The following is a 24,423-nucleotide window of genomic DNA, read 5'->3' as shown; positions in this document are numbered from 1 at the left end:
TTAGGTCTTTTTTACATCCAAGGCATCACGTAGAGCATTACCTAATAACATGAATGCCATTACAAGCGTCATGATTGCGATACCAGGAATAATTGCAAGATAGGCCTTATCTAGAATTATGTATTGATAATGGTCCTTTATCATACTACCCCAACTGGGCATGGGTGGTTGTGCACCAATCCCTAGAAAACTAAGTCCGCTTTCAATGAGAATAGCTGCCGCAAAATTTGCGGCACTTATTACAATGATAGGCGCTGTTATGTTGGGTAAAATGTGTCGGGTAATAATACGCCAATCATTAAATCCCAAAGCTCTAGCTGCGGTTACATACTGATATTCTTTGGCTACTATAACTTGACCGCGTACAACTCTCGCAACTTCAACCCACATAGTTAAGCCTACCGCTATAAAAACGGTAAAAAAACTTTTTTCCAAGGCTATACTTATTGCGATTACCATCAATAGGGTAGGGATAGACCAGGTTACATTAATCAACCACATAATGGCGTTGTCTATTTTACCGCCATAATATCCTGCAATTGCTCCTAATGATATTCCAATTAATAATGAAATAAGAACAGCAATAAAGCCTATTGATATGCTAATACGTGCTCCTATGAGCATACGGCTTAATAAATCGCGGCCATATTTATCAGTTCCTAGTAGAAAGGTCTTTGTTGTGGTTGCGCTTTCGCGAAAGCGTGTCATATCCATCACTTTGCCCCATTCATGCATCACTGGCTGGTAAGGTTTTACCTCATTGTCAGGATCAAAAGGAGTATAATGAATTATACCATCGATCAATTTAAGTTTAGTAAATGGAATTTCTTCTACAGTTGATGTGCTACCGGATAAAAAGGACCAAAAATTAGAATCTCCCTTTTGTATAGGTAAAATCATCATTTTAGTAGAAAATCCAGGTGGTTGCGAATGAATGGAAAGGTGCATTTGATTAGCATTGCGCGTGGAATCAGGAGCAATCACATAGGCAAATAACGCTAGTAATGCATAGATTACAATCACCGTAAAACTCAAAACGCCCCAAAAATTCTTTTTAAATTTTTGGAGCGCTAGATGTCCTAATGACTGTGATTTTCTTGACATTAATCTTTAAGGGTAAGATTACTGTTTTTAATGTTTTTCATCTTTAAATCCTTAAGGATATTAACAGCCTCATTTAAATATAAATCAGTCTGTAATCCTTCTTGCCAGCGCTCTCTTTTTTTCTTAAGAATGCTATCTTGTTTCGTAGCAAATTCATCGGCTGGTGTAAGTTTGAAGGATAATTCATTTTTATAATCCTCAAATTGATCAAATCGCTTTGATTGATTTTCTAAATTTTCCAACCTGTTTTTATAAGCCTCTAGATTAAGAGGTATGACGTTATCCTCTCTTTGCTTTTTAAGCCATTGTGCACTTTCATCAATAAGCTGGAATTTTGGATCGTTGTTAATACGCTCTTGCGAGTTTTTAATAGCTTCACTTAAATTCAAATAACCAGTAAATCGATTATATTCTGCAGCTGGTATTTCATCATAAGGTAATGGGAATTGTTCGTCCTTTTCACCTAGATCTATATAAGAATAACGGTCTGGAGCAACAACATCACTTTTTACACCTTCTAATTGTGTACTTCCACCATTTACTCGATAGAATTTTTGAGTGGTAAGTTTGATAAATCCAAAGTCACCTAAATTTCCATTGGTAATATATCTATTAAGGTCTTGAAACTGTTGAACAGTACCTTTTCCAAAGGTTTGTTTACTACCCAATATTACAGCACGATCATAGTCCTGCATAGCAGCTGCTAGAATTTCACTTGCACTTGCACTAAACTCATTTACCATAATAACTAAAGGTCCATCCCAAAGAACTTCGCCATTATCTGGGTCTTCATGAATTCTTGTTCTTCCGTTAGGATAGGCAACTTGTACTACCGGACCTTCTTCAATGAATAAACCAGCCATTTTGATTACCTCACCTAATGATCCACCGCCATTATTTCTTAAGTCTAGTACTAGACCTTGCATGCCTTGCTTTTTAAGCTTAATAATTTCATTTGCGATGTCTTCACCAGCTGCGCGACCATTGCGATCTTCCATATCAAAATAGAACTTAGGTAAGTCGATAAGACCGTAATTCATACCATCATTTTCAATGATCATAGATTTCGCAAAGGTCTCTTCAATTTCTACCACATCTCTAGTTAGCGTTAAGTCCTCTACAGTTCCATCTACCTTTTTAAGAGTAAGAATTACCTTAGTTCCTTTAGGTCCCTTTATAAGTTCAACAGCATCGGCGATTCTCATTCCTACAATACTTGTTGCTACAGTATCTTTCTCCTGCTTTACTTTTAAGATTTTATCTCCTATCTCAATTTTTTCGCTGCGCCATGCTGGTCCACCTGAAATGATTTCAATTACACTTATGTAATCCATTTTCTTTTGAAGTCTAGCGCCTATTCCTTCTAGTTTTCCACTCATTGAGGTATCAAAGCGATCTTTGTTTCTAGGTGGGAAAAAGTTAGTATGTGGATCAAAATGTGTAGTTATCGCATTCATAAATAAAGAGAAATAATCCATGCGCTCTACATCATCATTTAAATCAAAGCTCTCTGCAAGAGATTTTCTCACTTCTTCAATAGCCTCTTTTTTGAGTGTTTCTTCAGGTTTTGCTTTGCTTTGATCTTTTAGATCGGCCTGTTCTTCAATCTTGTCGTAGTAATTACCGAGTACTGAGAGTTTTATTAATTTTCTCCAATGATCTTTGAGTTGTGCTTTGTTTTCGGCATAGCTCATTTTCTCATAATCTGTATCAATCTCTTCTTGTTTATCAAAATCAAGAGGTTCTTGAATCACCTCTAAATAGATTTTTTCAGATTGATCTTGCCTTTTGAGCAGTCGCTCATAGGCTAGAGTAAATAAGGCTACATTACCTTCTCGTATTTGATCATCGATTTGGTATTCATAGACTTTGAATTCTTCAATATCAGAAGCTAGAAAATACCTGCGACCTGGGTCAAGGTCATTGATGAAGTTCTTGTAAACATCTGCCGAAAACTGATCTGTTAAATCAGCAGGAGAAAAGTGATTTCTTTTGAGTAGTTGTCCTACTAACTGAATTAAAACTTCTTCCTTTTCTTTATCTCCAGGGTCAATAGTATTTGTAAAGCTACAGCTGGCGGTAGCCACGAGCAGAGTTATAATACCTATTGCAAAATTATTTTTGAGAAAATTCATTATGTACTTCATTTATTCCTTCTATTAGCACTTAAAAATCGTGCCATTTTTTGAACGGGTTAAATTAACAATATGATTCGACAAGTCACGTCATTTTAATTAATTTTAACCCCAGTGTATGTTAACGTGCGTTATTTTGCGTTATCTCATTAAAAATTCTTCAAAATTATATGCCTAATACAAACAAACCATTAATACTCGTTACTAACGACGATGGTATAACAGCAAAAGGAATACGTACATTAATTGATATAGCTACCGAGTTAGGAGATGTAGTTGTGGTTGCACCTGATAGCCCACAAAGTGCAATGGGACACGCTATAACCATTAATAACACCTTGTATTTAAAAGAGTATACTGCTCATTCTCATAATCACAAAGAATACACCACTAGCGGTACACCAGTAGATTGTGTAAAAATGGCAAGCCATGAAATTTTAGATAGAAAACCTGATTTATGTTTGAGTGGTATAAATCATGGAAGTAACAGTGCTATTAATGTTATATATAGTGGAACTATGAGTGCAGCTGTTGAAGCAGGTATTGAAGGAATTCCATCAATCGGCTTTTCATTATGTGATTATAGCGCCGATGCTGATTTTGAACCAGCTAGACCTTACGTAAAACAAATTATTGAAAACGTCTTAGACAAAGGGATGCCTAAGGGACTTGTTTTTAATGTAAATATTCCCAAGGCTACTCATGACGAAATCAAAGGAGTTAAAATTTGCAGGCAAGCAAATGCTTACTGGGTAGAAGAGTTTGATAAACGCACAAATCCTTATGGTAAGGATTATTACTGGCTTACTGGTAAATTTGTTAATGATGATAAAGGAGAAGATACAGATGAATGGGCGCTAGAACATAATTATATATCTATAGTGCCTACTCAATATGATTTAACAGCGCATCATTATATTGCCGAATTAAACACTTGGGATTTTGATAATTAAAATACTTAAAGGATTCATTTTAGGACTGCTGGCAAATCTTGCCGGAACCTATATTTATATCTATTTAATGACCGATAGCCATTTCATTGAAGCTGTTGAAGCAGGCTATAAACAAGGATTCTTGGGTGGATTAATTGGTCTAGGAGCCGTGTTTAATCTATTACTTTTCTTTTTTTTCCTGACTACTAAATTGGGCAAATTCCAAAAGAAACCTCAATTTTACGAAGCGCGTGGCGTATTATTAGCAACTGTGCTAGCTGCTCTAGCAGTACTATATTTTGAATTCTGATTATGAAATATTATCTAATTGCTGGAGAAGCTAGTGGTGATTTGCATGGATCCAATCTCATGAAATCCATTCAATCAAAAGACGAGAATGCTCAATTTAGATTTTGGGGTGGTGACCTCATGCAAGCGGTAGGAGGAACACTTGTAAAGCATTATAGAGATCTAGCTTTTATGGGGTTTGTTGAGGTTTTATCAAACCTAAACACGATTCTTAAGAATATTAACCTTTGTAAAAAAGATATTGAAAGTTTTAATCCGGATGTTATTATTTATATTGATTATCCTGGTTTCAACTTTAGAATCATGAAATGGGCTCGACTTAAAGGGTACCGCAATCATTACTACATATCACCACAAATTTGGGCTTGGAAAGAAAATAGGATAAAAGCTATTAAAAGGGATGTAGATAAAATGTATGTAATCTTGCCATTTGAGAAAGATTTCTATGAGCAAAAACATAATTATCCAGTACATTTTGTTGGTCATCCATTAATAGACGCCATCGCCCAACGAAAAGCCGTAGACCATAATGAATTTCTAGCTACTTATAAATTAGACGATAGGCCGTTAATCGCCTTATTACCAGGTAGCCGTAAACAGGAAATAAAAAAAATGCTCAAAGTCATGTTGCGCATGGTAGATAAATTTCCAGATTACCAATTCATAATTGCCGGTGCTCCAGGTCAGGATGCAAGCTTTTACAGTCAATTTCTCAAAAACTATCCAGCAACTCTAGTGATGAATCGCACCTATGATTTACTCAGTTTGTGTCACGCAGCACTGGTTACTAGTGGAACAGCCACGCTAGAAACAGCCCTGTTTAAAGTGCCACAGGTAGTATGTTACAAAGGAAGTAACATAAGCTATCAAATAGCAAAAAGAATTATAAACCTTAATTACATTTCTTTAGTTAATCTTATTATGGATGAAGAAGTGGTAACCGAACTCATTCAATCGGATTTCAACGAGAAAAATTTAAGTACCGAACTTTCTCTTATTCTAGATGCCACTCATCGTAACCGAGTTTTTGCAAATTATTATGAACTAGAACATAAATTAGGTGGAGTAGGAGCTAGCGATCAAACCGCACAGTTGATTTATGAATCTATTCAATAAGACCAATAGCGCAGTAATGATGCAATTTATAAAAGATGTTATATGTTTTTTGTCAGAAAGGGTGTGCATTTTTACGCTTTCGCGAAAGCGTAAACAATACCTTCAAATATCTAAACTCGTATTAATTATTTTATTTACGGCTAGTCTTATATCGAGTTGTGGTAGTTCAAAACCAAAAATTGTTACTACAAAAAAAGAAGCACGTAAATTAAATAAAAATCAACCTAAGGCACCTGTGTTTTCAACAGTTTCGGACAAGGAAGATACTCAAGAGGTTGAGCCTATAGAAGAAGAATTGACCGTGACTAATGAGGTAGACAGGATAATAGCGCATGCTCGTGGTTACTTAGGCACTCGATACAGATATGGTGGTAATGATAAAAATGGCGTGGATTGTAGCGGTTTAATTTGCAACGCTTATAGTAGTGAAAACATTCAATTGCCTAGAACAAGTGCAGCCCTGTATCAAAGTGCAGACCGAATAAAGGTGAAGGAAGTTCAAAAAGGAGATTTGCTGTTTTTTGCCACTGGTAGAAATAAGAAAAAAGTGAATCACGTAGGTCTTGTTACTGATGTTACCCCAGCAGGAATCGAGTTCATTCATAGTACTACCTCGCGCGGAGTAATCATAACTAGCTTTAATGAAGCTTATTGGTTTACACGTTTCTTGAAAGCTGGTAGGATAAAACAATAGATTTTTCCTACTTTTATGAGGTGAGATACTTGTCTTATCCCTTTTTTAAACTGCTCATTGCATTTGTAATAGGTATAGTAATTGCTACTTTTTTTAAAGTTCAATCCGTGTTTATTTATGGATTATTATCCTCGAGCTTATGCTTACTTGCTATTACGATATTTTTTAAAGGAAGGTCAAAGCCTTTTAAGTGGTTAGGTTCTTTATCGGTAATTGTTTTATTTGTTTCGCTAGGTTTTTGGCGAGTCCAACAAGAACAATTCTTGCCCGAAAATCACTATGTGAATCAAGGTTTGATAGGTAGTGAAGCAGTTATAGAGTTAGAGTTATATGAACAATTAGCTTCCAATCAATTTAATGATCGCTATTATGCTAGAGTGCGTAATATTAATGCTACTCAATCAACAGGAAATGTGCTTGTTCTTTTTAAGACGACTGATAGCTTAGAATTTACTCTTGGTCATAAATTATGGGTTTACGACGACATAAATTTACCCAGTAACGCAAGAAATCCAGGTGATTTCAATTACGGTAAATACTTAGAAGGTATTAACGTACATGGTCAAATTTATATAGATAAAGATAAAATTTTAAAGCAAGAACTACCTAAATCAAGTGATCTCTCATTTTTTATTAAAGTAAGAAAACGATTAGAGACTGCTTTATATTCATCTGAAATGTCAAAGCAACCTATCGCTATGATTGAAGCATTGCTGTTGGGTCAACGTAAACATTTAGATAAAGAGATTACTGTTTCATTTCGTAAAGCTGGTGTCATTCATATTCTTGCATTAAGTGGTTTACATGTAGGTATCATTCTTTTAATAATTGAATTTTTAACTAGACCATTGCAAAGATGGAATTCCTATGGGGCATACTTACAAACGATAGTGATACTAATTGTGCTATGGAGTTTTGCCCTAATGACAGGGATGAGCCCTTCTATCATGAGAGCTGTAACCATGTTTTCTTTTGTAGCAATTGGTATGACATTGTCTAGACGGACTAATACTTATTTTAGTTTGATGTTGAGTGCAATCGTGCTTTTGTTAATTAATCCTAGATTAATTTTTAATGTAGGTTTTCAATTAAGTTATGCTGCTGTTTTTGCCATAGTTACCTTGCAACCGTTGTTCAAGTCATTGTGGTTTCCTAGAAACCGAGTGCTTCGATTTTTATTTAGCATTTTTACTGTTACGCTAGCAGCTCAAATAGGTGTGGCACCTATTAGTTTATTTTACTTTCATCAATTTCCGTTAGGTTTTCTTATTGGTAATATGGTCTTACTACCTGCTTTACCCATATTTCTTGCCGCATCCATATTAATGATGGCATTATTAGTTGTCTGTGGTAACGCCTTTAAACTGGATGTACTTCTAAACTTTATTTTAGAATGGGTGATTGATTTTATACACAAAGTAGGTTCTTGGGACTTTTTGTTAATAGAACATGTCTATTTAGAACTTTGGCAAGTCATATTATTGTATTTCATTTTATATGGAACAGCCCTATTTGTATCTCCTGTCCTTAGTAGAAGTAAAAAAGAGCGATTAATTCCTATAAAACCGAACAACTTTTTACACTTGTCTTTATTCAGCGTTTTGTTATGTTTAGTAATTTCTACCATTAGTACTTTAACAAAGGATTCTAAGGTCTTAATTCTTCACCAGGCTGCTGGTAGTGCAATAAGTGTTTATAACAATCATCGAGCACAAGTGTTTACTGATTTTTATAAGATGACAGAGAACCGTGATTCTATTACTTGGAATAGATTACGTTGGATAGAACCGCATCGCGATAGAGAAGTTTTAAGAGATAGTTTACATTATGATATCAAGATTAATGAACTTGAATTGGTAATTATAAAAGAAGATGGTTTTTACAGGAAAACTCATAATCAACCAATAGTGTTGCTTACTCAATCAGCAAGAGTGAACTTGGAAAGATTAATTAACGAAGTTCGACCTACATTAATCATTGCAGATGGTTCGAATTATCGAAGCAACTTCATTACTTGGGAATCTACCTGTTTAAAATATAACATTCCCTTTATAAATACCTATGAGGAAGGAGCTGTAGAGCTATCGTATTAACCTTGTAGTTTATATTCAAAATCTTTTTGGTAATCGCTCCACTTTTTACCTGTGTTTATAGATTTATAACTATCGTCCACAAGCATGGTGACATATATTTCTAGTTTTTTTGAATCCAATTTACCAGGTACGGTACTTATGAATTGACCATTTTCATCAAAAAACACTAAAGTCGGATATTCAAAAATTCTAAGTTTTTCAGCAAACTGATGTGGTGATCTGTCGTTTCGTCTTTTGTCAGGATTGCTGTATGTAGTTCCTTGGTAAGTGATGCTTTCAGTACCTTCAGCATTAAATGCAACTGGATAATAGTTGTCATTAATAAACTGTGCTAATTCTGATTTTGAAAAAGCGTACTTGTCCATCCATTTACAATTAGGACACCATTCTGTATAACTTTTAAGAAGGATTTTACGAGGTTCTTTTTTTTGAGCAGCGAGAGCCTCGTCCATTGTCATCCAATTAACTTGAGCAGTGGCAAAAACAGGAACGATAAAAAGAATAAAAAGCAATTTTTTCATAGCACAAAGTTACAAACTCTAAGTAAACAAAAAACGCACCATAATTGGTGCGTTTTTCAAATATTTTACAAGGAGTTTATTTTACACCGTGCATCAATCTCTTAAGTAAAGGATGAAGAGCAAATGAAATTAAACCTAAGCCAATTGGAATGACTGTAAAAATTAGGAAGAAGTAGGACAAACCACTTTCTTCGGTGATTTTTTCAATATCACCACCTACATAGTGAGCCATTTTATTACCTATTGCAATGGCCAAGTAATAAACTCCAAACATAAATGCAATCATTCTTGCCGGCACTAATTTGCTCAAATACGATAAACCCATAGGAGATAAAAATAACTCACCTAAAGTGTGGAATAAGTAAGCTAAAACCAACCAAACCATACTCAATTTTGCAGACTCTGCTCCCAACGGTACGTTACGTGTGGCAAATGCTAATAGTCCAAAACCAATGGCCATAACAATTAATCCTAAACCGTATTTAACTGATGCTGGTGGATTGTATTTACTATCCCACCATTTAGTAAATAGTGGAGCAAAAATTATTATAAATAAAGAGTTAAGAATAGCAAACCAAGTTATTTCTACTTCCTTAGCCTCTGCGCTAAAATTAATCCAAAGCTTATAAACCACTAAGCCCCAAACAATAATAAAACTTATGGCAAGAACAATATTGGATAAGCTAATACGGTTAAATGTCTTTCTAAAAAGACTGATTAAGACATAGGTAATTATGGCAATAGGAACGATTGTTACTACTGCATCTATAATTTTGAATATCGTGGCCCAATTGCCTTCTAGTACCCTATCCGTATAATCTCTTGTGTAAAGAGGTAATGACCCTGCTGCCTGCTCAAAAGCGGCCCAAAAGAAAATTGTAAAAATACAGAAGATGGTAAAAGCTATCATTCTATCCCTTACAATTTTGTCATACCTTGGAATGCGAACTATAAGAATCAAAATAAATAATATCGCAGCCAATAATGCAAAGAATAAAGAGTTTTCAAGTCCAAATACGGTAAAATTTAATGTATTAATATCACCTATTTTACTTAAAGGGTCATTTACAATAAATATTAATGCTGAAATAATAAAGGCACCTATCAATATGTAATCAATTGAAACAAATCGATTAAGTTTCTCCTTAACTCCTTCAGTTTTTGAGATAAGATCTTCTTGTAGAGTGTCGATCATATCCTTTTTTTCATTTTTAGGCTTTTCTCCAATGTTTCCAAATAACGGTTGAGCGAAATAAAATTGGATCATACCTAATAACATAAAAATTCCTGCTAGTCCAAAACCATAACTCCAACCAACATTTTCACCTAACCAACCACAGAGCATAATACCTAAAAACGCTCCCGCATTGACTCCCATATAGAAGATGTTGTAAGCACCATCTTTTTTCTCATCATGTCCTTCATACATTTTTGAAATTATAGAAGTCATGTTCGGTTTAAAAAATCCGTTTCCTATGATAAGAAAAAATATTCCGATATATAGAAATGTAGGTGTTTCAATTGCCATTGATGCGTGACCTAAAGTCATAAGCAACGCGCCAACTACAACGGCAGAGCGATAACCTATTTTATTATCGGCTAGCCAACCACCTACAATAGGAGTCAGATATACAAACATAGCATAGGTTCCTAGAAGTGATAGGGCAGCAGGTTTTTCCCAACCCCAACCTGGATTTTCTCCAGTAATTGCACCTGTCAGGAATATTACTAAAATGGCTCTCATACCATAATAGGAAAACCTTTCCCACATTTCGGTGAAAAATAGGACAAACAGACCGGCTGGGTGTCCCATTACTTTGTTTTTAAAAAAATTCTCAGTGGTAGTATTCATTGCTATTTAGTTAATGTCTGAATCTGCAAGTTCATAATTTTCTTGTTCTAATTCTTCCGCAGTTTTTTCTTCGGCGCCGTGAGTTAGTCTTTTTAAAGGTTTAAGAAGAGCTATAACCAATAATCCAAAAAGAACACAAAAAACAGTAATAGATGTAAATACTGTAAGCTCACCAGCACCATCGGCACTTTCACCAATAATTCCAGCAACCTTATTTCCTAATCCAGTAGCGGCAAAATAAACACCCATCATAAGAGCACCATATCTAACAGGTGCTAGTTTGGTAATAAATGAAAGTGCTACCGGTGACGCGCATAATTCTCCAAGCGTATGAAGTAGATAAGCAAATGCTAACCAGTATAAACCTGATTTTCCTAACTCTTCATATTGTAAAGATGCGCCTATCATGAATACAAAACCTAATCCCATAATGATAACTCCAAATGCCATTTTAAATAAAGAAGAAGCTTCCTTACCTCTATTTTTCCACCACATCCAGGCACTAGCTACTGGAATTGCAAAAAGAATAATATAAACTGGATTGAAGGCTTGCATTACTGCACTAGGAACTTCCCAACCACCTATAAAACGATCTGTTTTACTTTCTGTATATAAGTTCATTAATCCACCAGCTTGTTCAAAGGCGCCCCAGAATACTATTACAATTAAAAAGCTAAGCAACAAAACAATATATCTGTCCTTTTCGATTTTAGTGTTTAGATCCTGATAAATTGCCATCATCATTCCAACAACAAAGGATAGGAACAAGAATAATAAACCATAACCCCAATCCCAAAGAATAATTAATGCTATGGATATTCCTGATAAAATTAACCAAACGGTTAGCGATAGTTTATTACTAATCATATCTTTAAAAAGCTCTGGAATTGATACATTTCCATCATCTTTCTTAGCTTTAGTAGGTTTGTTTCCTACATGTTTTAAATGTTTTTGTCCCAACATGTAAATTATTTGACCTAGCGCCATTCCTATCGCTGCCAACCCAAATCCAGCATGCCATCCATACGATTTAGCAACTAGACCTACTACTATAGAAGCAACTGCCGCTCCAACATTAATTCCAATATAGAAAATACTAAACCCTTTATCTCTCCTGTCGTCTCCAGGAGCATATAAACCACCCACTAATGTGGAAATATTAGGTTTAAGCAATCCAACTCCAGCCACAATTAAACCCAGTCCAGTTAAGAAGGCCCAATTTTGTTCAATTGAAAGCACTCCATGCCCAGCACATAATAATAATCCACCATACAAAACAGATCTTTTTTGACCTATAATTTTATCAGCGATAATACCGCCTGGAATAGAGGCTACGTAAACTAGCATAGTATACCAACCGTAAAGCGCTAAAGCCTCGGGATCAGTCCATCCTAATCCAGGATTGTCTGAAATCACTTCACTAGTTAAATAAAGAACTAGAATTGCTCTCATTCCATAATATGAGAAACGTTCCCACATTTCAGTAAGGAATAAAATATATAGACCTACAGGATGTCCAAATAGCTCTTTTTGATTAAGGGTTGTTGACATGATTTTTATTTAGGTTTAAGTAGTTTAAAGGTTTTCTTTGATGAAGTTAGTCATCTTGTTGAAAAGGTGAATTCTAGTATTTCCACCGTAAATGCCGTGATTTTTATCAGGATATATAGCCCAGTCAAATTGTTTGTTTGCTTGAACAAGTGCCTCTATCATACGCATGGTATTTTGTACGTGAACATTATCATCGGCGCTACCATGAATGAGTAAATACTTTCCTTTTAATTTATCCACATGATTTATAGGACTGTTTTCGTCATATCCACTAGCATTTTCCTGTGGAGTTGTCATATAACGCTCTGTATAAATTGAATCATAGAATCTCCAATTAGTTACAGGAGCAACAGCAATTGCTGTACTAAAAACATCGTTACCTTTTAAAATACAATTTGAACTCATGAATCCACCATAACTCCAACCCCAAATACCTATGCGGCTTGCATCGATGTAGTCCATTTCACCCAATACTTCGGCAGCAGCTATTTGATCTTCCACTTCATATTTACCCAATTCTTTTTGTGTAACTTTTTTAAAGTCGGCTCCTTTATATCCTGTACCTCGACCATCAACACAAGCAATAATGTAGCCTTCATTTGCTAGCATACTGTGCCAGTAATCATTTGCTCCATACCAACTATTTGCAACCTGCTGTGATCCAGGACCACTGTATTGAAACATTAATAAAGGATAAGATTTTTTAGGATCAAAATCTACAGGTTTCATCATCCACATGTTAAGATCATTTCCATTAACTGGAATAGTAACAAATTCCTTCTCAGAGAATTGATAATCCTTTAAAACCTCTTTAAGTTGATTATTATTCTTTATCTCACGAACTAATGCACCGTCTTTAGCTTTGTGTAAGGTATACACTGGTGGAGTTGTTGCGCTGGAATAAGTGTTTATAAAGTAAGTAAAGTTTTTACTGAAGGAAGCCCTATTTGTTCCTATCTTATTACTTAGTTTTCTCTTTTTCTTACCCGTCAAAGAAATAGAATAAACTCCACGGTTTATAGATCCATCTTCTGTACTTTGAAAATAGATACGCTGTTTCTTTGCATCATATCCATAATAGGCTGTAACATCCCATTCACCACTGGTGATTTGGCGTTTTTCTTTACCGTTTTTATCATATAAATAAATGTGTTTCCAGTTATCCTTTTCACTAGTCCATAAAAAGGACCCGTCCTGTAAGAACGTTAAATCGTCACTTACATCTACATAAGCATCATCTTTTTCAGTAAATGCTATGCTAGCATTTCCAGCTGTATCTACATAATAGAAATCAAGAACATTTTGGTGTCGATTAAGAACTTGTGCTGTAAGAGTACCTGTAGGAGCATAGTTAATTCTTGCCACGTAATACTCTTCATTTCTATTCAAGTTTATTTCTTTACGCTTTTGCGAAAGCAAACTATATACATGCAATTTTACCTTAGCGTTTTTTTCACCAGCCTTTGGGTACTTAAAAACGTACGGATATTGGTATAAATCATTCCCATACACATCCATCGAGAATTCAGGAACTTCTTTTTCATCAAAACTTAAAAAAGCTATTTGCTGGCTGTCTGGACTCCATTGATAGGCTCTTACAAAACCGAATTCTTCTTCATTTACCCAATCAGTTACACCATTGATCAATTCGTTGTTTTTTCCATCTTTAGTTACTTGAGTAGTGGTATTGTTTTTCAAGTCCTGGTAATAGATGTTGTTTTCAAAAACGTAAGCTACCTTAGTCCCATCAGGTGACAGGGCAGCACTGCGTACAAGGTGATCGCTTATTGGGGTTAACTCCTTAGTGTTGCGGTCATACACATGTACTTTGTCATAACTGCTATATCTAAAAATAGACTCGCTTTGAGAAGTAATTAAAATCTTGTTTTCACTATCATTCATTTCATAACTGTAGATAGGAATCCCGATCTCCTCACTACTTAAGATAGTTCCTGTTTTTTCACCTGTAGCATAGCTGTATTTATCAAGTGTTTGAGTACGGTTGCGGTTATAGTTAAGTACTATATATTCGGTACCATTATTTAAAGAACGTAAGGATTGTAAGCCAGCAGTACGAAATTTACCAGTGTAAATGTCCTCAACAGTAATGTTTTGCTGTGCAATGCTTGTTTGAAAAACAAGCAAGAAGAAGGCTGCAATAGCCGTGATTTTTTTCATATCAATCGTTTTCATAAATCAAAACACCAATAATAAGGAAAATATGGCAATTAATTGCGGTGATGTTTCTAGTGAAAGCCCTATAATAATATCATTTATCTTTGCCGCTGTTTAAATCCCTAAAGCATGGACAAGCCCATTTCTGGTTTCTCAAAACTATCTAAGACACAAAAGATAGACTGGTTGATACAAGAGTATTTTTCTAATGATTCACAAGTCAAAGAAATACTCACTCAATACTGGAATGATGATAACAAACTTCAGGAATTACATGATGGTTTCAGTGAGAATACGATAACAAATTTTTACTTTCCATTTGGTCTAGCGCCTAATTTCTTGGTAGATGGGAAATTGGTAACCATACCTATGGCAATTGAGGAAAGTAGTGTCGTTGCGGCAGCAAGTAAAGCAGCAAAGTTTTGGTTGAAACGTGGCGGTTTTAAAACTACTATAAAAGGAACAGTAAAATCGGGTCAGGTGCACCTTACCTATGAAGGTGACCCACAAGTGATGGTTGATTTTTTCGCTTTCGCGAAAGCGGAACTAATTAACTCCTTATCGCAAATAAATGCATCGATGAAAAAACGTGGTGGAGGAATTATAGACCTGAAACTTGTCGATAAAAATGCTTCCATGCCTGGATATTATCAATTGCAGGCCACTTTTGAAACAAAGGACGCAATGGGTGCTAATTTTATAAACACAACCCTAGAACAAATTGCAACTAAATTTAGAGAACTATCAGTGAGTTATGAACCATTTAATGGTGAGTTGCCTGAGGTAGTGATGAGTATATTAAGTAATTATGTACCCGAGTGTGTTGTCCATGTTGAGGTAAGTTGTCCTATTGATGAAATAGGTGAAGTAAATGGAATCTCTGGAGCCGATTTTGCACGTAAATTCACAAGAGCGGTAGAAATTGCTACTGTAGAACCTTATCGAGCTGTTACTCATAATAAGGGAATCATGAATGGAATTGATGCAGTAGTCATAGCGACTGGTAATGATTTTAGAGCGGTTGAGGCTGGTGTTCATGCTTACGCAGCACGAGATGGGCAATATAGAAGTTTGACTAACGCTAGAGTTGAAAACGACACGTTTATTTTTGAGGCTGATTTTCCTCTTGCACTAGGAACAGTAGGTGGATTAACCTCGTTACATCCTCTTTCTAAATTGGCCTTACAAATTCTTGAAAACCCAACTGCCGAGCAGCTTATGAGATATACAGCAGTATGTGGTCTTGCACAAAATTTTGCAGCTTTACATTCATTAGTGACTACGGGAATACAAGCTGGTCACATGAAAATGCACTTGGTAAACATGCTTGAACAAATAGGCGCTACGGATCCAGAAAAGGAACTTCTTAAAAAGGAATACGCAGATAAAACACCAAGTTTCTCTAGCCTTAAGGAAAGTTTGGAGAAGTTGAGAGGATAATACTTAATCTTAAATCCAGTCTAATTTCTCTTTTGTAAGTTCATGCGTTACATCACCAGTATGCTTTATTGCAGCTGGTTCAAACAACATGACATGTACTTCTTCATGAGCAATAGGTTTATGCTCTATTCCTTTAGGAATAATATACATTTCACCTGGTTTAAGGGTAACAGTTTTATCCTTTAATTTAATGATTAAAGTTCCTTTTAAGACGTAAAACAGCTCATCTTCATTTTGATGACTGTGCCAAACGAATTCTCCTTGAAGTTTAGCTAGTTTAACATGCTGCCCATTAAGTTCACCGATAATTTTTGGTGTCCATGTCTCTGTGAAAAGATTGAGTTTTTGTTCTAAGTTTACGATTTGCATAAAATACGGTATAAAAAAAGAGGCGCATAGCCTCTTTTCTAAAGATAATAAATTGAATTTAATTTTGGTAAGAGTGCTTGTATTCTTGACCAGAAACTATTTTAAGAATATCTTTTTCTAGCGATTCTCTAGGGCGCTCAACATACCGACCCAATTCTTGTCCGTCACGATAAAAAATTATAGTAGGAACTCTTACAACGTTATATCCTTCTACAAGGTCTACAGGTTTTGATTTTGATCGATCAACCGTTATAAGTGTAATTTTGCTCTCGCTTACTCCTGCTTCCTCCATTAACTTATAGAACATAGGTGTTTCACGTTTAGAATCGCCGCACCAGGTTCCCATATACAATCTTACATCAACATCCTTCATGTAAGTACCAATTTCTTGTGCGATGCTTGAATCAACTTGATATGCATCATACCTAGAGTTAAACCAAGAATTATATGGATTACTCATCAAATCGGCTTTTGTAGCTTTACCTAGGAGATGGCCATTTACTTTTTGTGCTAAACTTTTTTCAGGCTCAGGCGCTTTTTTTAATTCCGGAGTGTTTACCGTTTCTTTTACTGGTTTTGTTGAATTATCTTGAGCTGTCTTTTGGGTTCCACAAGAAATGGTTGCCAAAGCTATTATCGCTATTAGGATCTTTTTCATTCTATCTAATTTAAATTTCTAAAGTAAGGATTTTTGAGTCATTTCATCAGGTTGTTCTATTCCCATTAACTCTAGTATAGTAGGAGCGACGTCTCCCAAAATACCATTTTTTACGCTTTTTATATCCTGATCTATTAATATCAAAGGTACTGGATTTGTAGTATGAGCCGTATTTACAGAGCCATCTGGATTGATCATAACCTCACAATTACCATGATCTGCAATCACAAGAATTGAGTAATTATTATCTATTGCCTTATTTATTACATGGCTTGCTGCACTGTCCACAGCCTCGCAAGCTGCTACGGCTGCATCCATGGAGCCAGTGTGGCCTACCATATCAGGATTGGCAAAATTTAAACATATGAAATCTGCCGTTTGAGATTCAATCTCTGGTATAATTTTATCCTGAACGCAATTAATAGACATTTCAGGTTGTAAATCATAGGTGGCTACCTTGGGTGAATTACACATAATGCGTTGTTCACCTTCAAAAGGATTTTCTTGACCACCATTAAAAAAGAAGGTTACATGAGGATATTTTTCAGTTTCGGCAATTCTAATTTGCTTTTTGCCTGCCTTTGAAAGTACTTCTCCCAGTGTGTTTTTAAGATTGTCTTTTTCAAACATGACTTGCACATTCTTAAATGTGTCATCATACTTGGTCATTGTGATATAGTGTAGATTTAATTTCTTGGTATTAACCTCTTCAAAGTTTCTTTGCGATAACATGTCGGTAAGTTCTCTACCTCTATCGGTCCTATAATTAAAGAAAATAACGACATCATCATCTTGGATAGTAGCTACAGGCTCAGTACCATTAAGAATGACCATGGGTTCAATAAATTCATCGGTTATACCGTCTTCATAGGATTGTTTAATGGATTGAACAGCATCGTGAGTAGGAATACCCAGTCCATTTACCATAACATCATAAGCCTTTTTTACTCGTTCCCACCTATTATCACGATCCATAGCAAAGTAACGGCCCGTGACCGTTGCTAGCTGCGCGTTACTTCCTTTTATATGTTTTTCGATTTCTTGAATATGTTGTATACCTGATTTTGGATCAACATCTCTACCATCGGTAAAGGCATGTATAAAAACATCTTCTAGCTCATTAGCCTTTGTTATATCCAGTAAAGCCTTTAGGTGATTTATGTGAGCGTGAACTCCGCCATCAGATAGTAATCCCAGGAAGTGAATCTTTTTAGAGTTAGCTTTCGCGTACGCGATAGCGTTAATCAATATCTCATTATCCTTGAGATTATTCTCTTTAATGGCCTTATTTATTTTAGCTAAATCTTGATAAACAATACGTCCAGCACCTAAATTCATGTGGCCAACCTCGCTATTTCCCATTTGTCCATCAGGTAAGCCTACATGCTCTCCATCTGTTCGCAATTGTGCATTGGGGTATTTAAGGTAAAGGCTATCTATAAAAGGAGTTTGAGCTTGTGCAATGGCACTTACTTTGGGGTCTTGGGTAATTCCCCAACCGTCCAGTATCATGAGTATGGTTTTCTTGTTCAAAATCTTAAGATTTAAATATCAAAAGTAACAAATCGATATTCTTAAGGTTGATTTTTAAGAAATCCATAGGTATTTTATTTACGAAACCGATTGAGCGTTTATAGTAACTCTCTAAAAATCACCCGTTTTTTGCGATGGATTGAGCAATTAAATAACCACCAGTCCAGGCGTTTTGAAAATTAAATCCGCCAGTAATGGCGTCTATGTTCAATATTTCACCAGCCATATAGAGGTTATTATGAATTCTAGAACCAAATGTTTTAAAATTTATTTCCTTTAAATCAACTCCGCCAGCAGTAACAAATTCTTCTTTGAATGTACTTTTACCATTTATGGTGTAACTGCTAGTTGTTAAAAGTTGTGCTAGTTGTTGTAATTGCTTGTTACTTGCTTGTGACCAACTGGTGCTGTCTAACTGTGATTTTTCAACTAAATACCTCCATAACCTTTTAGGGAGATCAAATAGCCATTCATTGTAAATAAGCTTTTTAGAGCTGTTCTTTTGCTCTAGAAGTTCTTCAAAGCATTCTTGTTCACTGTAGTATCCGGTCCAATTTATTACCAGTTCAAATTTGTATTGCGCATCATTGAGTTCTCTAGCACCCCAAGCACTCATTTTTAATATTCCTGGTCCTGAAAATCCCCAATGAGTAATTAATGTCGGTCCTTCTGATTTAAGTTTGAGAGCTGGGATTTTTAGTTGGGTATTAACTGCTATACCAGCTAACTGTGTGATTTTCTTGTTTACTACATTAAAAGTAAATAGAGAAGGAACTGCATCAACAATAGTGTGTCCTAAGTCTTTCATTATCTTCCAGATCTTTGGACTACTTCCTGCAGCAACTACTAGATTTTTTGCAGAAAAGGTTTGTTGTTTTGTCGTGATTTCCCAGTTGTTGTTAGAATTTTGAATGGCTGTTACATTGTGACTAGTAAGGATGTCGATATTATGCTTTCGCCCAAGCGAGCTGAAACAGTCTATAATCGTTTGTGAAGAATCTGTTGTAGGAAACATGCGACCGTCGTCCTCTATTTTTAATTCTACGCCACGTTCTTCAAACCAGGCTATGGTATCACCTGTCATGAACGTGTGAAAGGGTCCTAGTAATTCACGCTCACCACGCGGATAATTTTTTGATAATTCTCTAGGAATGAATTGAGCATGTGTGACATTACAACGACCACCGCCGGAAATTTTTACTTTTTGTAGCACTTCTTTACCTCGCTCTAATATAGCTATCCGTTCATTTGGATTTTGTTCTGCAAGATTGATCGCGGTAAAAAAGCCAGCCGCGCCGCCTCCGATTATGATGGTTGTGTAGTTTGTGTTCACTATTCTTTTCCTAATTCTACAGCTCTATCAAAAGCGGCATAGGCAGCATCTTGAATAAGTTGTTTAACATTATTGTCTTCCATGGAATCAATTGCAGCTTGTGTTGTTCCTCCTTTGGATGCTACTTTATCAATCCAATGTTCTGGTGAAATATCGGATTGATTGAATAATTCAATGGCTCCTTCAAATGTATTGCTCACTAGGACTTTTGAATCGAAATCTGAAAAACCCATTTTTAATGCCGCTTCTAGCATGGATTGCATAAAATAAAAGACATAAGCTGGACCACTACCAGATATCCCTGTTGAGGCATCAATAAATTTTTCAGTATCCACATGAATTGATGTACCTGTTGTGTCCAGCAAATGTCTTGCTGTCAATAACTCAATTCTTGATACACTATTGGACTCTGTATAAGAGGTTACTCCTTTACCTACTTTGGCAGGTAGATTAGGCATAGTTCGAATAACTTTGTCAATTTGTAATCCTTCTTGTATAGTTTCAATAGTAACACCTGCCATAAGAGAAATGAATAGCTGTTCATTTCTTACTAAGGGCTTCATTTCTTCAAATAAACTTGTGCTATGATATGGTTTAACGGCTATAAAAACGATATCAACTTTTCCTAGACAATCTTCAAGCGAGGTGTACACTTCAAAAACATCTTCTTCTTTAAGAGTTTTTATTTTATCTGGGTCTGTGTCGTAAATCTGTATTTTTTTATTTCCTAAAAGACTGGACTGTGACATACCCATTGCATAGGTAAGTCCCATGTTACCTGCTCCTATAACTAATACTCTCATAATTCTATTTGTATTCTATACATATATTTTTTGTTTCGGTAAAGAAGTCCAGCGCATGAAAACCGCCTTCACGGCCTATACCGCTGTCCTTAACACCACCAAAAGCGGTTCTTAAGTCTCTATTCAACCATGTATTTACCCAAACAATTCCTGCCTCGAGCTCATTTCCTAACTTAATGCTTCTGTTGAGGTTTTCTGTCCAAACAGTTGCGCTTAGACCATATCTTGTACCATTTGCAAGAGCGATAGCTTCCTCTTCATCTTTAAAAGTCATAAGGGTAACTACAGGCCCAAAGATTTCCTCTTGATTCAATTTACAAGTGTTGTTAGAAACTTCAATTACAGTAGGCTCAATATAATAGCCATCCTCGTAATTGGGTATTTGAAGTGTGTTGCCGCCTGTTAAAATGGTGTATTCTTCTGGGTTCGCTTTCGCGAAAGCGATATAATCCAATATTTTATCTCTATGCGAAGCACTAACCACGGCGCCGACTTTTGTAGTACTAGACATGGGGTGTCCCACAGTAAGTTCCTGAACTAGTTTAATGAAGTCTTTTTTAAACTTGTCGTAGATCTCTTCTTGAACAAATATTCTAGATCCACACAAACATATTTGTCCCTGATTTGCAAATGATGATCTTACGGTAGTGTGTAGCATTTTTTCATAATCACAATCTGAAAAGATAAGATTGGGATTTTTTCCTCCTAATTCTAGAGATAGTTTTTTGAACATAGGCGCTGCTGTTGCTGCTATCCTAGCGCCAGTATTTGTGCCACCGGTGAAACTTATAGCCTTTATACCTGGATGTTCTACAATAGCTTGTCCACATTCTGGGCCAGTTCCATGTACTATATTAAGAACACCAGCAGGTAATCCAGCTTTTTTACAAATATTACCTAAAAGATAGGCAGTGACAGGAGTTACTTCACTGGGTTTTGCAATTACGCAATTTCCTGCTGCGATGGCTGGTGCTATTTTCCATGTAAAAAGATAAAGCGGTAAGTTCCAAGGAGATATGCAGCCTACAACTCCCAAAGGTTTGCGTAACGTATAATTCAAGGTATTTCTACCTGTGCTATCATGGGATTGACTTGCATATTGTGTTATTGCGTGAGCGAAGAATCTAAAATTTGAAGATGCTCGTGGAATGTCTACTGATTGAGCAAGCCATAAGGGCTTTCCATTATCTTGAGACTCTGCTCTAGCTAAATCTTCTAGATTTTCCTCAATTAAGTCGGCTATTTTTGAAAGTATTTTGGATTTAGTGTCAATAGGTGTATTAGACCATGATGGAAAAGCCTTTGTAGCAGCTTGATAAGCGCTTTCAACATCGTTGTGGTTAGAGCTAGGAATCTCTCCATATATTTTACCGGTAGCAGGATCATAATTATCCATCCACATGCCACTTAAAGGTATGTGCTCTTCATTATTGATAAAATTTTTTATATCCATAATTGGTTGTATTCACAGGCATGCAAGCTAATGAACTCACAAGGAATTTTCCCTTAATGTTACTTTAAATATAAACAAAACCTTACAGTAAGTACAGGTTACATTTGCGACTATCATTTTGTATTATATCACTTTATACTCTTTGAATTAACCTTACTTTTGTGACATGAATCCACTTACAGATCAAGAATTACATCAACTTGCTATGAATATAGTAGGTAAAGAAATGGAAGAGGAAGGTTTTGAGTTTTTAAGTATTAATTCAAAACCTAAAAAAGATCCTCAATTTGTGGCTTTAAAAAAAGGGAAACTACATTTTGTTGTAGTTAGAGCAATACGTTACCCTAACAATCCTGTAGAGTATGATGAAGATTTAATGATAACCATGAGAGATCATGCTGTTAAATTTAAAGCCCGTACTTTTTATGCAGGAGTAGGTCTTGCAAATTCGAATAATTATGAAATTCCAGTACACCATGATGAAGATTATGTGGTTAATTATGCTGGATTAATTGAAATAAAATGAGATATTTAAGTTTTTTGTTACTTGTGGTGTTAGTAACAGTAAGTTGCAAGAATCAAACACCAGAAAACCATATTCAAGCTCAAAAATTCTCGGGTAATGCTATAGGTACCTATTACAATATTACCCTGTTTCACGAAAATGAAGTAGCAGTAGAAAAAAGCGTGGATAGTATAGTTGAAATGTTCAACACCTCTATGAGTACCTGGCGAAAGGGCTCGCTTATTAATCAACTTAATAACGAGGTTGATAGTGTACTTGTAGGCAAGCCTTTTAAAGAAGTATTTGAAAAGGCAAGCGATATTTATCGTAAAACCGATGGGTATTTTGACCCTACGGTAGGTAACCTTGTAAATGCTTATGGTTTTGGAGCAAATGGAGAGCAAGAAAAAATACCTACTGAAAAAGAAATAGACAGTTTAATGCGATTTGTGGGTTTTCATAACTTGTCACTTGTTCCATCAAAAATCCAAGATAGTGTCTATATTAAAAAAGAAAAGCCTGGTGTTTACATGGATTTTAATGCTATAGGTAAAGGAACATTAGTAGACTACATTGCTAGGTGGCTCACTAAACAAGGAGTTGAAAATTACCTAGTGGATATAGGTGGAGAAGTATATGCCAAAGGTAAAAACCTAGAACGCAACGGTAGTTGGTCCGTTGGAATTGAGGACCCTAAGAAAAAAGGGAATAAGACCAGTTACTTATCTGTTGTTGAGTTAACCGATAAGGCTATGGCAGGTAGTGGTAATTATCGCAAGTTTAAAATTGACTCAAGCTCGGGTCAAGAGTATGTTCACACGGTAAATCCATTAACTGGTAAAGCACAGCCTTCACAGGTTATAGGTGTAAACGTGATAGCAAATTCCTGTACTCTAGCTGATGGTTATGCTACAGCCTTTATGGCAATGCCATTAGAAAAATCCAGAATCCATCTTAAAAACTTGCCCGAAATAGAGGTTATAATAATGTATATAGATGAAAATGGTATGTTAAGGTTTGAAACTACTCCAGGATTTAAACAGTATGTAAAAAAGGCGATTTAATTATTTCCTTACAACTGGTATAAGTTCACCTGCGGCTAGTCTATAACGGTCAATTTCTTTGCTATTAAGGGTATTTGTGTAATCAACAGCTTCAACCTTAAAACCAATAGATTCTAATTTATTGAAATAATCCATTCCATATACACGAACGTGATCATACTGCCCAAAAATTTGGGCTCGTTGTTTAGGATCGGTAATACTGTCATCTTCAAAGGTCTCCTTTCTATTCATGTCCAGCGGTATTTGCAGAACAGCGGTGCCACCTGGTTTTAAAACCCTATAAAGCTCTTGCATGGCTTTTGTGTCATTGGTAATGTGTTCCAATACATGATTACACAGAATTAAATCATACTGATTATCTTTAAAGGGTAATTCACAAATATCTGCCTGAACATCAGCAAGTGGTGATTCTATGTCTGTCGTAGTATAATCTATGTTGTCGCTATTTCGAAAACGGTTATAAAAACACTGCTCAGGAGCAAAATGCAATAGTTTTAAAGGTTTGGTAAATACTTGTAATTCCCTGTTTAAATAAAGCCATAGAAGCCTATGTCTTTCTAATGAAAGTGTGCTAGGTGACAACACATTTTCTCTTACATTTTCATATCCATAGGGTAAAAATGAAGAAAAAGTTTTACCATCGATAGGATCTTCATATTTATTACCCTTATACCACCACGCAATAATTGGGCGCACCCAATAACTTGCTTTAATTAGCCATGTTCTAGGTATTAGGTTAAGGAAAAATTTGAAAAGTTTTTTCAATATGAGATTAATCTAAAA

General features: G+C 35.6%; 21 protein-coding genes. 8 read left to right on the top strand and 13 right to left on the bottom strand.

Annotated features, from left to right (window positions below; all coding sequences use genetic code 11):
• A complete protein-coding gene (locus HCN53_RS07450) occupies positions 1-1,104 on the bottom strand; it encodes an ABC transporter permease (RefSeq protein ID WP_167342559.1) in 1,104 nt (367 codons plus the stop codon).
• Positions 1,104-3,239, bottom strand: coding sequence for a carboxy terminal-processing peptidase (locus HCN53_RS07445; protein ID WP_167342558.1), 2,136 nt, complete (start codon positions 3,237-3,239; stop codon positions 1,104-1,106). Before HCN53_RS07445 ends, HCN53_RS07450 begins: the two co-directional genes overlap by 1 nt.
• A gap of 170 nt (positions 3,240-3,409) precedes the next feature.
• Here HCN53_RS07445 and surE point away from each other — a divergent pair, with 170 nt between their 5' ends.
• Genes surE through HCN53_RS07420 form a run of 5 tightly spaced genes read left to right on the top strand, consistent with a single transcriptional unit; the run spans position 3,410 to position 8,383 of the window.
• Positions 3,410-4,192, top strand: coding sequence for a 5'/3'-nucleotidase SurE (gene surE / locus HCN53_RS07440; RefSeq protein ID WP_042279689.1), 783 nt, complete (start codon positions 3,410-3,412; stop codon positions 4,190-4,192).
• The gene (locus tag HCN53_RS07435) at positions 4,182-4,481 is read left to right on the top strand and encodes a hypothetical protein (protein ID WP_240919331.1); all 300 of its coding nucleotides are present in this window, start codon (positions 4,182-4,184) and stop codon (positions 4,479-4,481) included. Before surE ends, HCN53_RS07435 begins: the two co-directional genes overlap by 11 nt.
• Positions 4,482-4,483: 2 nt before the next feature.
• Positions 4,484-5,596 carry a lipid-A-disaccharide synthase gene (gene lpxB, locus HCN53_RS07430; protein ID WP_167342557.1) on the top strand — a complete coding sequence of 371 codons (1,113 nt, stop codon included), beginning with the start codon at positions 4,484-4,486 and terminating at the stop codon, positions 5,594-5,596.
• The gene (locus HCN53_RS07425; protein WP_167342556.1) at positions 5,580-6,290 is read left to right on the top strand and encodes a C40 family peptidase; all 711 of its coding nucleotides are present in this window, start codon (positions 5,580-5,582) and stop codon (positions 6,288-6,290) included. The genes lpxB and HCN53_RS07425 overlap by 17 nt, the downstream gene beginning before the upstream one ends.
• 20 nt (positions 6,291-6,310) lie before the next feature.
• Complete coding sequence (locus HCN53_RS07420; protein ID WP_167342555.1) at positions 6,311-8,383, top strand: ComEC/Rec2 family competence protein; 2,073 nt, start codon at positions 6,311-6,313, stop codon at positions 8,381-8,383.
• Here the strand turns inward: HCN53_RS07420 and HCN53_RS07415 are convergent.
• The 4 genes from HCN53_RS07415 to HCN53_RS07400 form a co-directional block, all read right to left on the bottom strand.
• Positions 8,380-8,904, bottom strand: coding sequence for a thioredoxin family protein (locus HCN53_RS07415; RefSeq protein ID WP_042279698.1), 525 nt, complete (start codon positions 8,902-8,904; stop codon positions 8,380-8,382). The genes HCN53_RS07420 and HCN53_RS07415 overlap by 4 nt on opposite strands.
• Before the next feature lie 76 nt (positions 8,905-8,980).
• Positions 8,981-10,756, bottom strand: a complete 1,776-nt coding sequence (locus HCN53_RS07410) for a peptide MFS transporter (RefSeq protein ID WP_085775248.1) — start codon at positions 10,754-10,756, stop codon at positions 8,981-8,983.
• A gap of 6 nt (positions 10,757-10,762) precedes the next feature.
• Entirely contained in the window at positions 10,763-12,307 is a 1,545-nt protein-coding gene (locus HCN53_RS07405; protein ID WP_105018101.1) for a peptide MFS transporter, read from the bottom strand.
• A gap of 24 nt (positions 12,308-12,331) precedes the next feature.
• A complete protein-coding gene (locus tag HCN53_RS07400; protein WP_167342554.1) occupies positions 12,332-14,485 on the bottom strand; it encodes a S9 family peptidase in 2,154 nt (717 codons plus the stop codon).
• A 126-nt stretch (positions 14,486-14,611) separates the two neighbouring features.
• On the opposite strand from HCN53_RS07400, the gene HCN53_RS07395 reads away from it, so the two are divergent.
• Positions 14,612-15,922, top strand: a complete 1,311-nt coding sequence (locus HCN53_RS07395) for a hydroxymethylglutaryl-CoA reductase, degradative (protein ID WP_167342553.1) — start codon at positions 14,612-14,614, stop codon at positions 15,920-15,922.
• 9 nt (positions 15,923-15,931) lie between these two features.
• On the opposite strand, the gene HCN53_RS07390 is transcribed toward HCN53_RS07395, so the two are convergent.
• The 6 genes from HCN53_RS07390 to HCN53_RS07365 all read right to left on the bottom strand — a co-directional run bounded on the left by HCN53_RS07390 (position 15,932) and on the right by HCN53_RS07365 (position 22,071).
• On the bottom strand, positions 15,932-16,291 hold the full coding sequence (locus HCN53_RS07390) for a cupin domain-containing protein (RefSeq protein ID WP_167342552.1): 360 nt from the start codon (positions 16,289-16,291) through the stop codon (positions 15,932-15,934).
• Positions 16,292-16,349: 58 nt separating this feature from the next.
• Positions 16,350-16,949: a thioredoxin family protein gene (locus HCN53_RS07385; RefSeq protein WP_167342550.1), complete on the bottom strand. Its 600-nt coding sequence runs from the start codon at positions 16,947-16,949 to the stop codon at positions 16,350-16,352.
• Between the two features lie 18 nt (positions 16,950-16,967).
• Positions 16,968-18,482, bottom strand: coding sequence for a 2,3-bisphosphoglycerate-independent phosphoglycerate mutase (gene gpmI / locus HCN53_RS07380; protein ID WP_167342548.1), 1,515 nt, complete (start codon positions 18,480-18,482; stop codon positions 16,968-16,970).
• A 118-nt stretch (positions 18,483-18,600) separates the two neighbouring features.
• A complete protein-coding gene (locus HCN53_RS07375; protein ID WP_373420728.1) occupies positions 18,601-19,815 on the bottom strand; it encodes an NAD(P)/FAD-dependent oxidoreductase in 1,215 nt (404 codons plus the stop codon).
• On the bottom strand, positions 19,815-20,618 hold the full coding sequence (gene proC, locus HCN53_RS07370) for a pyrroline-5-carboxylate reductase (protein ID WP_167342547.1): 804 nt from the start codon (positions 20,616-20,618) through the stop codon (positions 19,815-19,817). The genes HCN53_RS07375 and proC overlap by 1 nt, the downstream gene beginning before the upstream one ends.
• A gap of 4 nt (positions 20,619-20,622) precedes the next feature.
• A complete protein-coding gene (locus HCN53_RS07365; RefSeq protein WP_167342545.1) occupies positions 20,623-22,071 on the bottom strand; it encodes an aldehyde dehydrogenase in 1,449 nt (482 codons plus the stop codon).
• Between the two features lie 166 nt (positions 22,072-22,237).
• On the opposite strand from HCN53_RS07365, the gene HCN53_RS07360 reads away from it, so the two are divergent.
• Both HCN53_RS07360 and HCN53_RS07355 read left to right on the top strand, forming a co-directional pair.
• On the top strand, positions 22,238-22,597 hold the full coding sequence (locus HCN53_RS07360; protein WP_060523881.1) for a hypothetical protein: 360 nt from the start codon (positions 22,238-22,240) through the stop codon (positions 22,595-22,597).
• Complete coding sequence (locus HCN53_RS07355) at positions 22,594-23,640, top strand: FAD:protein FMN transferase (protein WP_167342544.1); 1,047 nt, start codon at positions 22,594-22,596, stop codon at positions 23,638-23,640. Before HCN53_RS07360 ends, HCN53_RS07355 begins: the two co-directional genes overlap by 4 nt.
• Here HCN53_RS07355 and HCN53_RS07350 read toward each other — a convergent pair whose 3' ends face one another.
• Positions 23,641-24,405, bottom strand: coding sequence for a class I SAM-dependent methyltransferase (locus HCN53_RS07350; RefSeq protein ID WP_167342543.1), 765 nt, complete (start codon positions 24,403-24,405; stop codon positions 23,641-23,643). It lies immediately after the preceding gene.
• Positions 24,406-24,423 lie beyond the last annotated feature (18 nt).

It is taken from the genome of Nonlabens sp. SY33080, from assembly GCF_011784885.1.
Lineage (GTDB): Bacteria > Bacteroidota > Bacteroidia > Flavobacteriales > Flavobacteriaceae > Nonlabens > Nonlabens tegetincola.
This window is presented reverse-complemented; position numbering and strand designations above follow the sequence as displayed.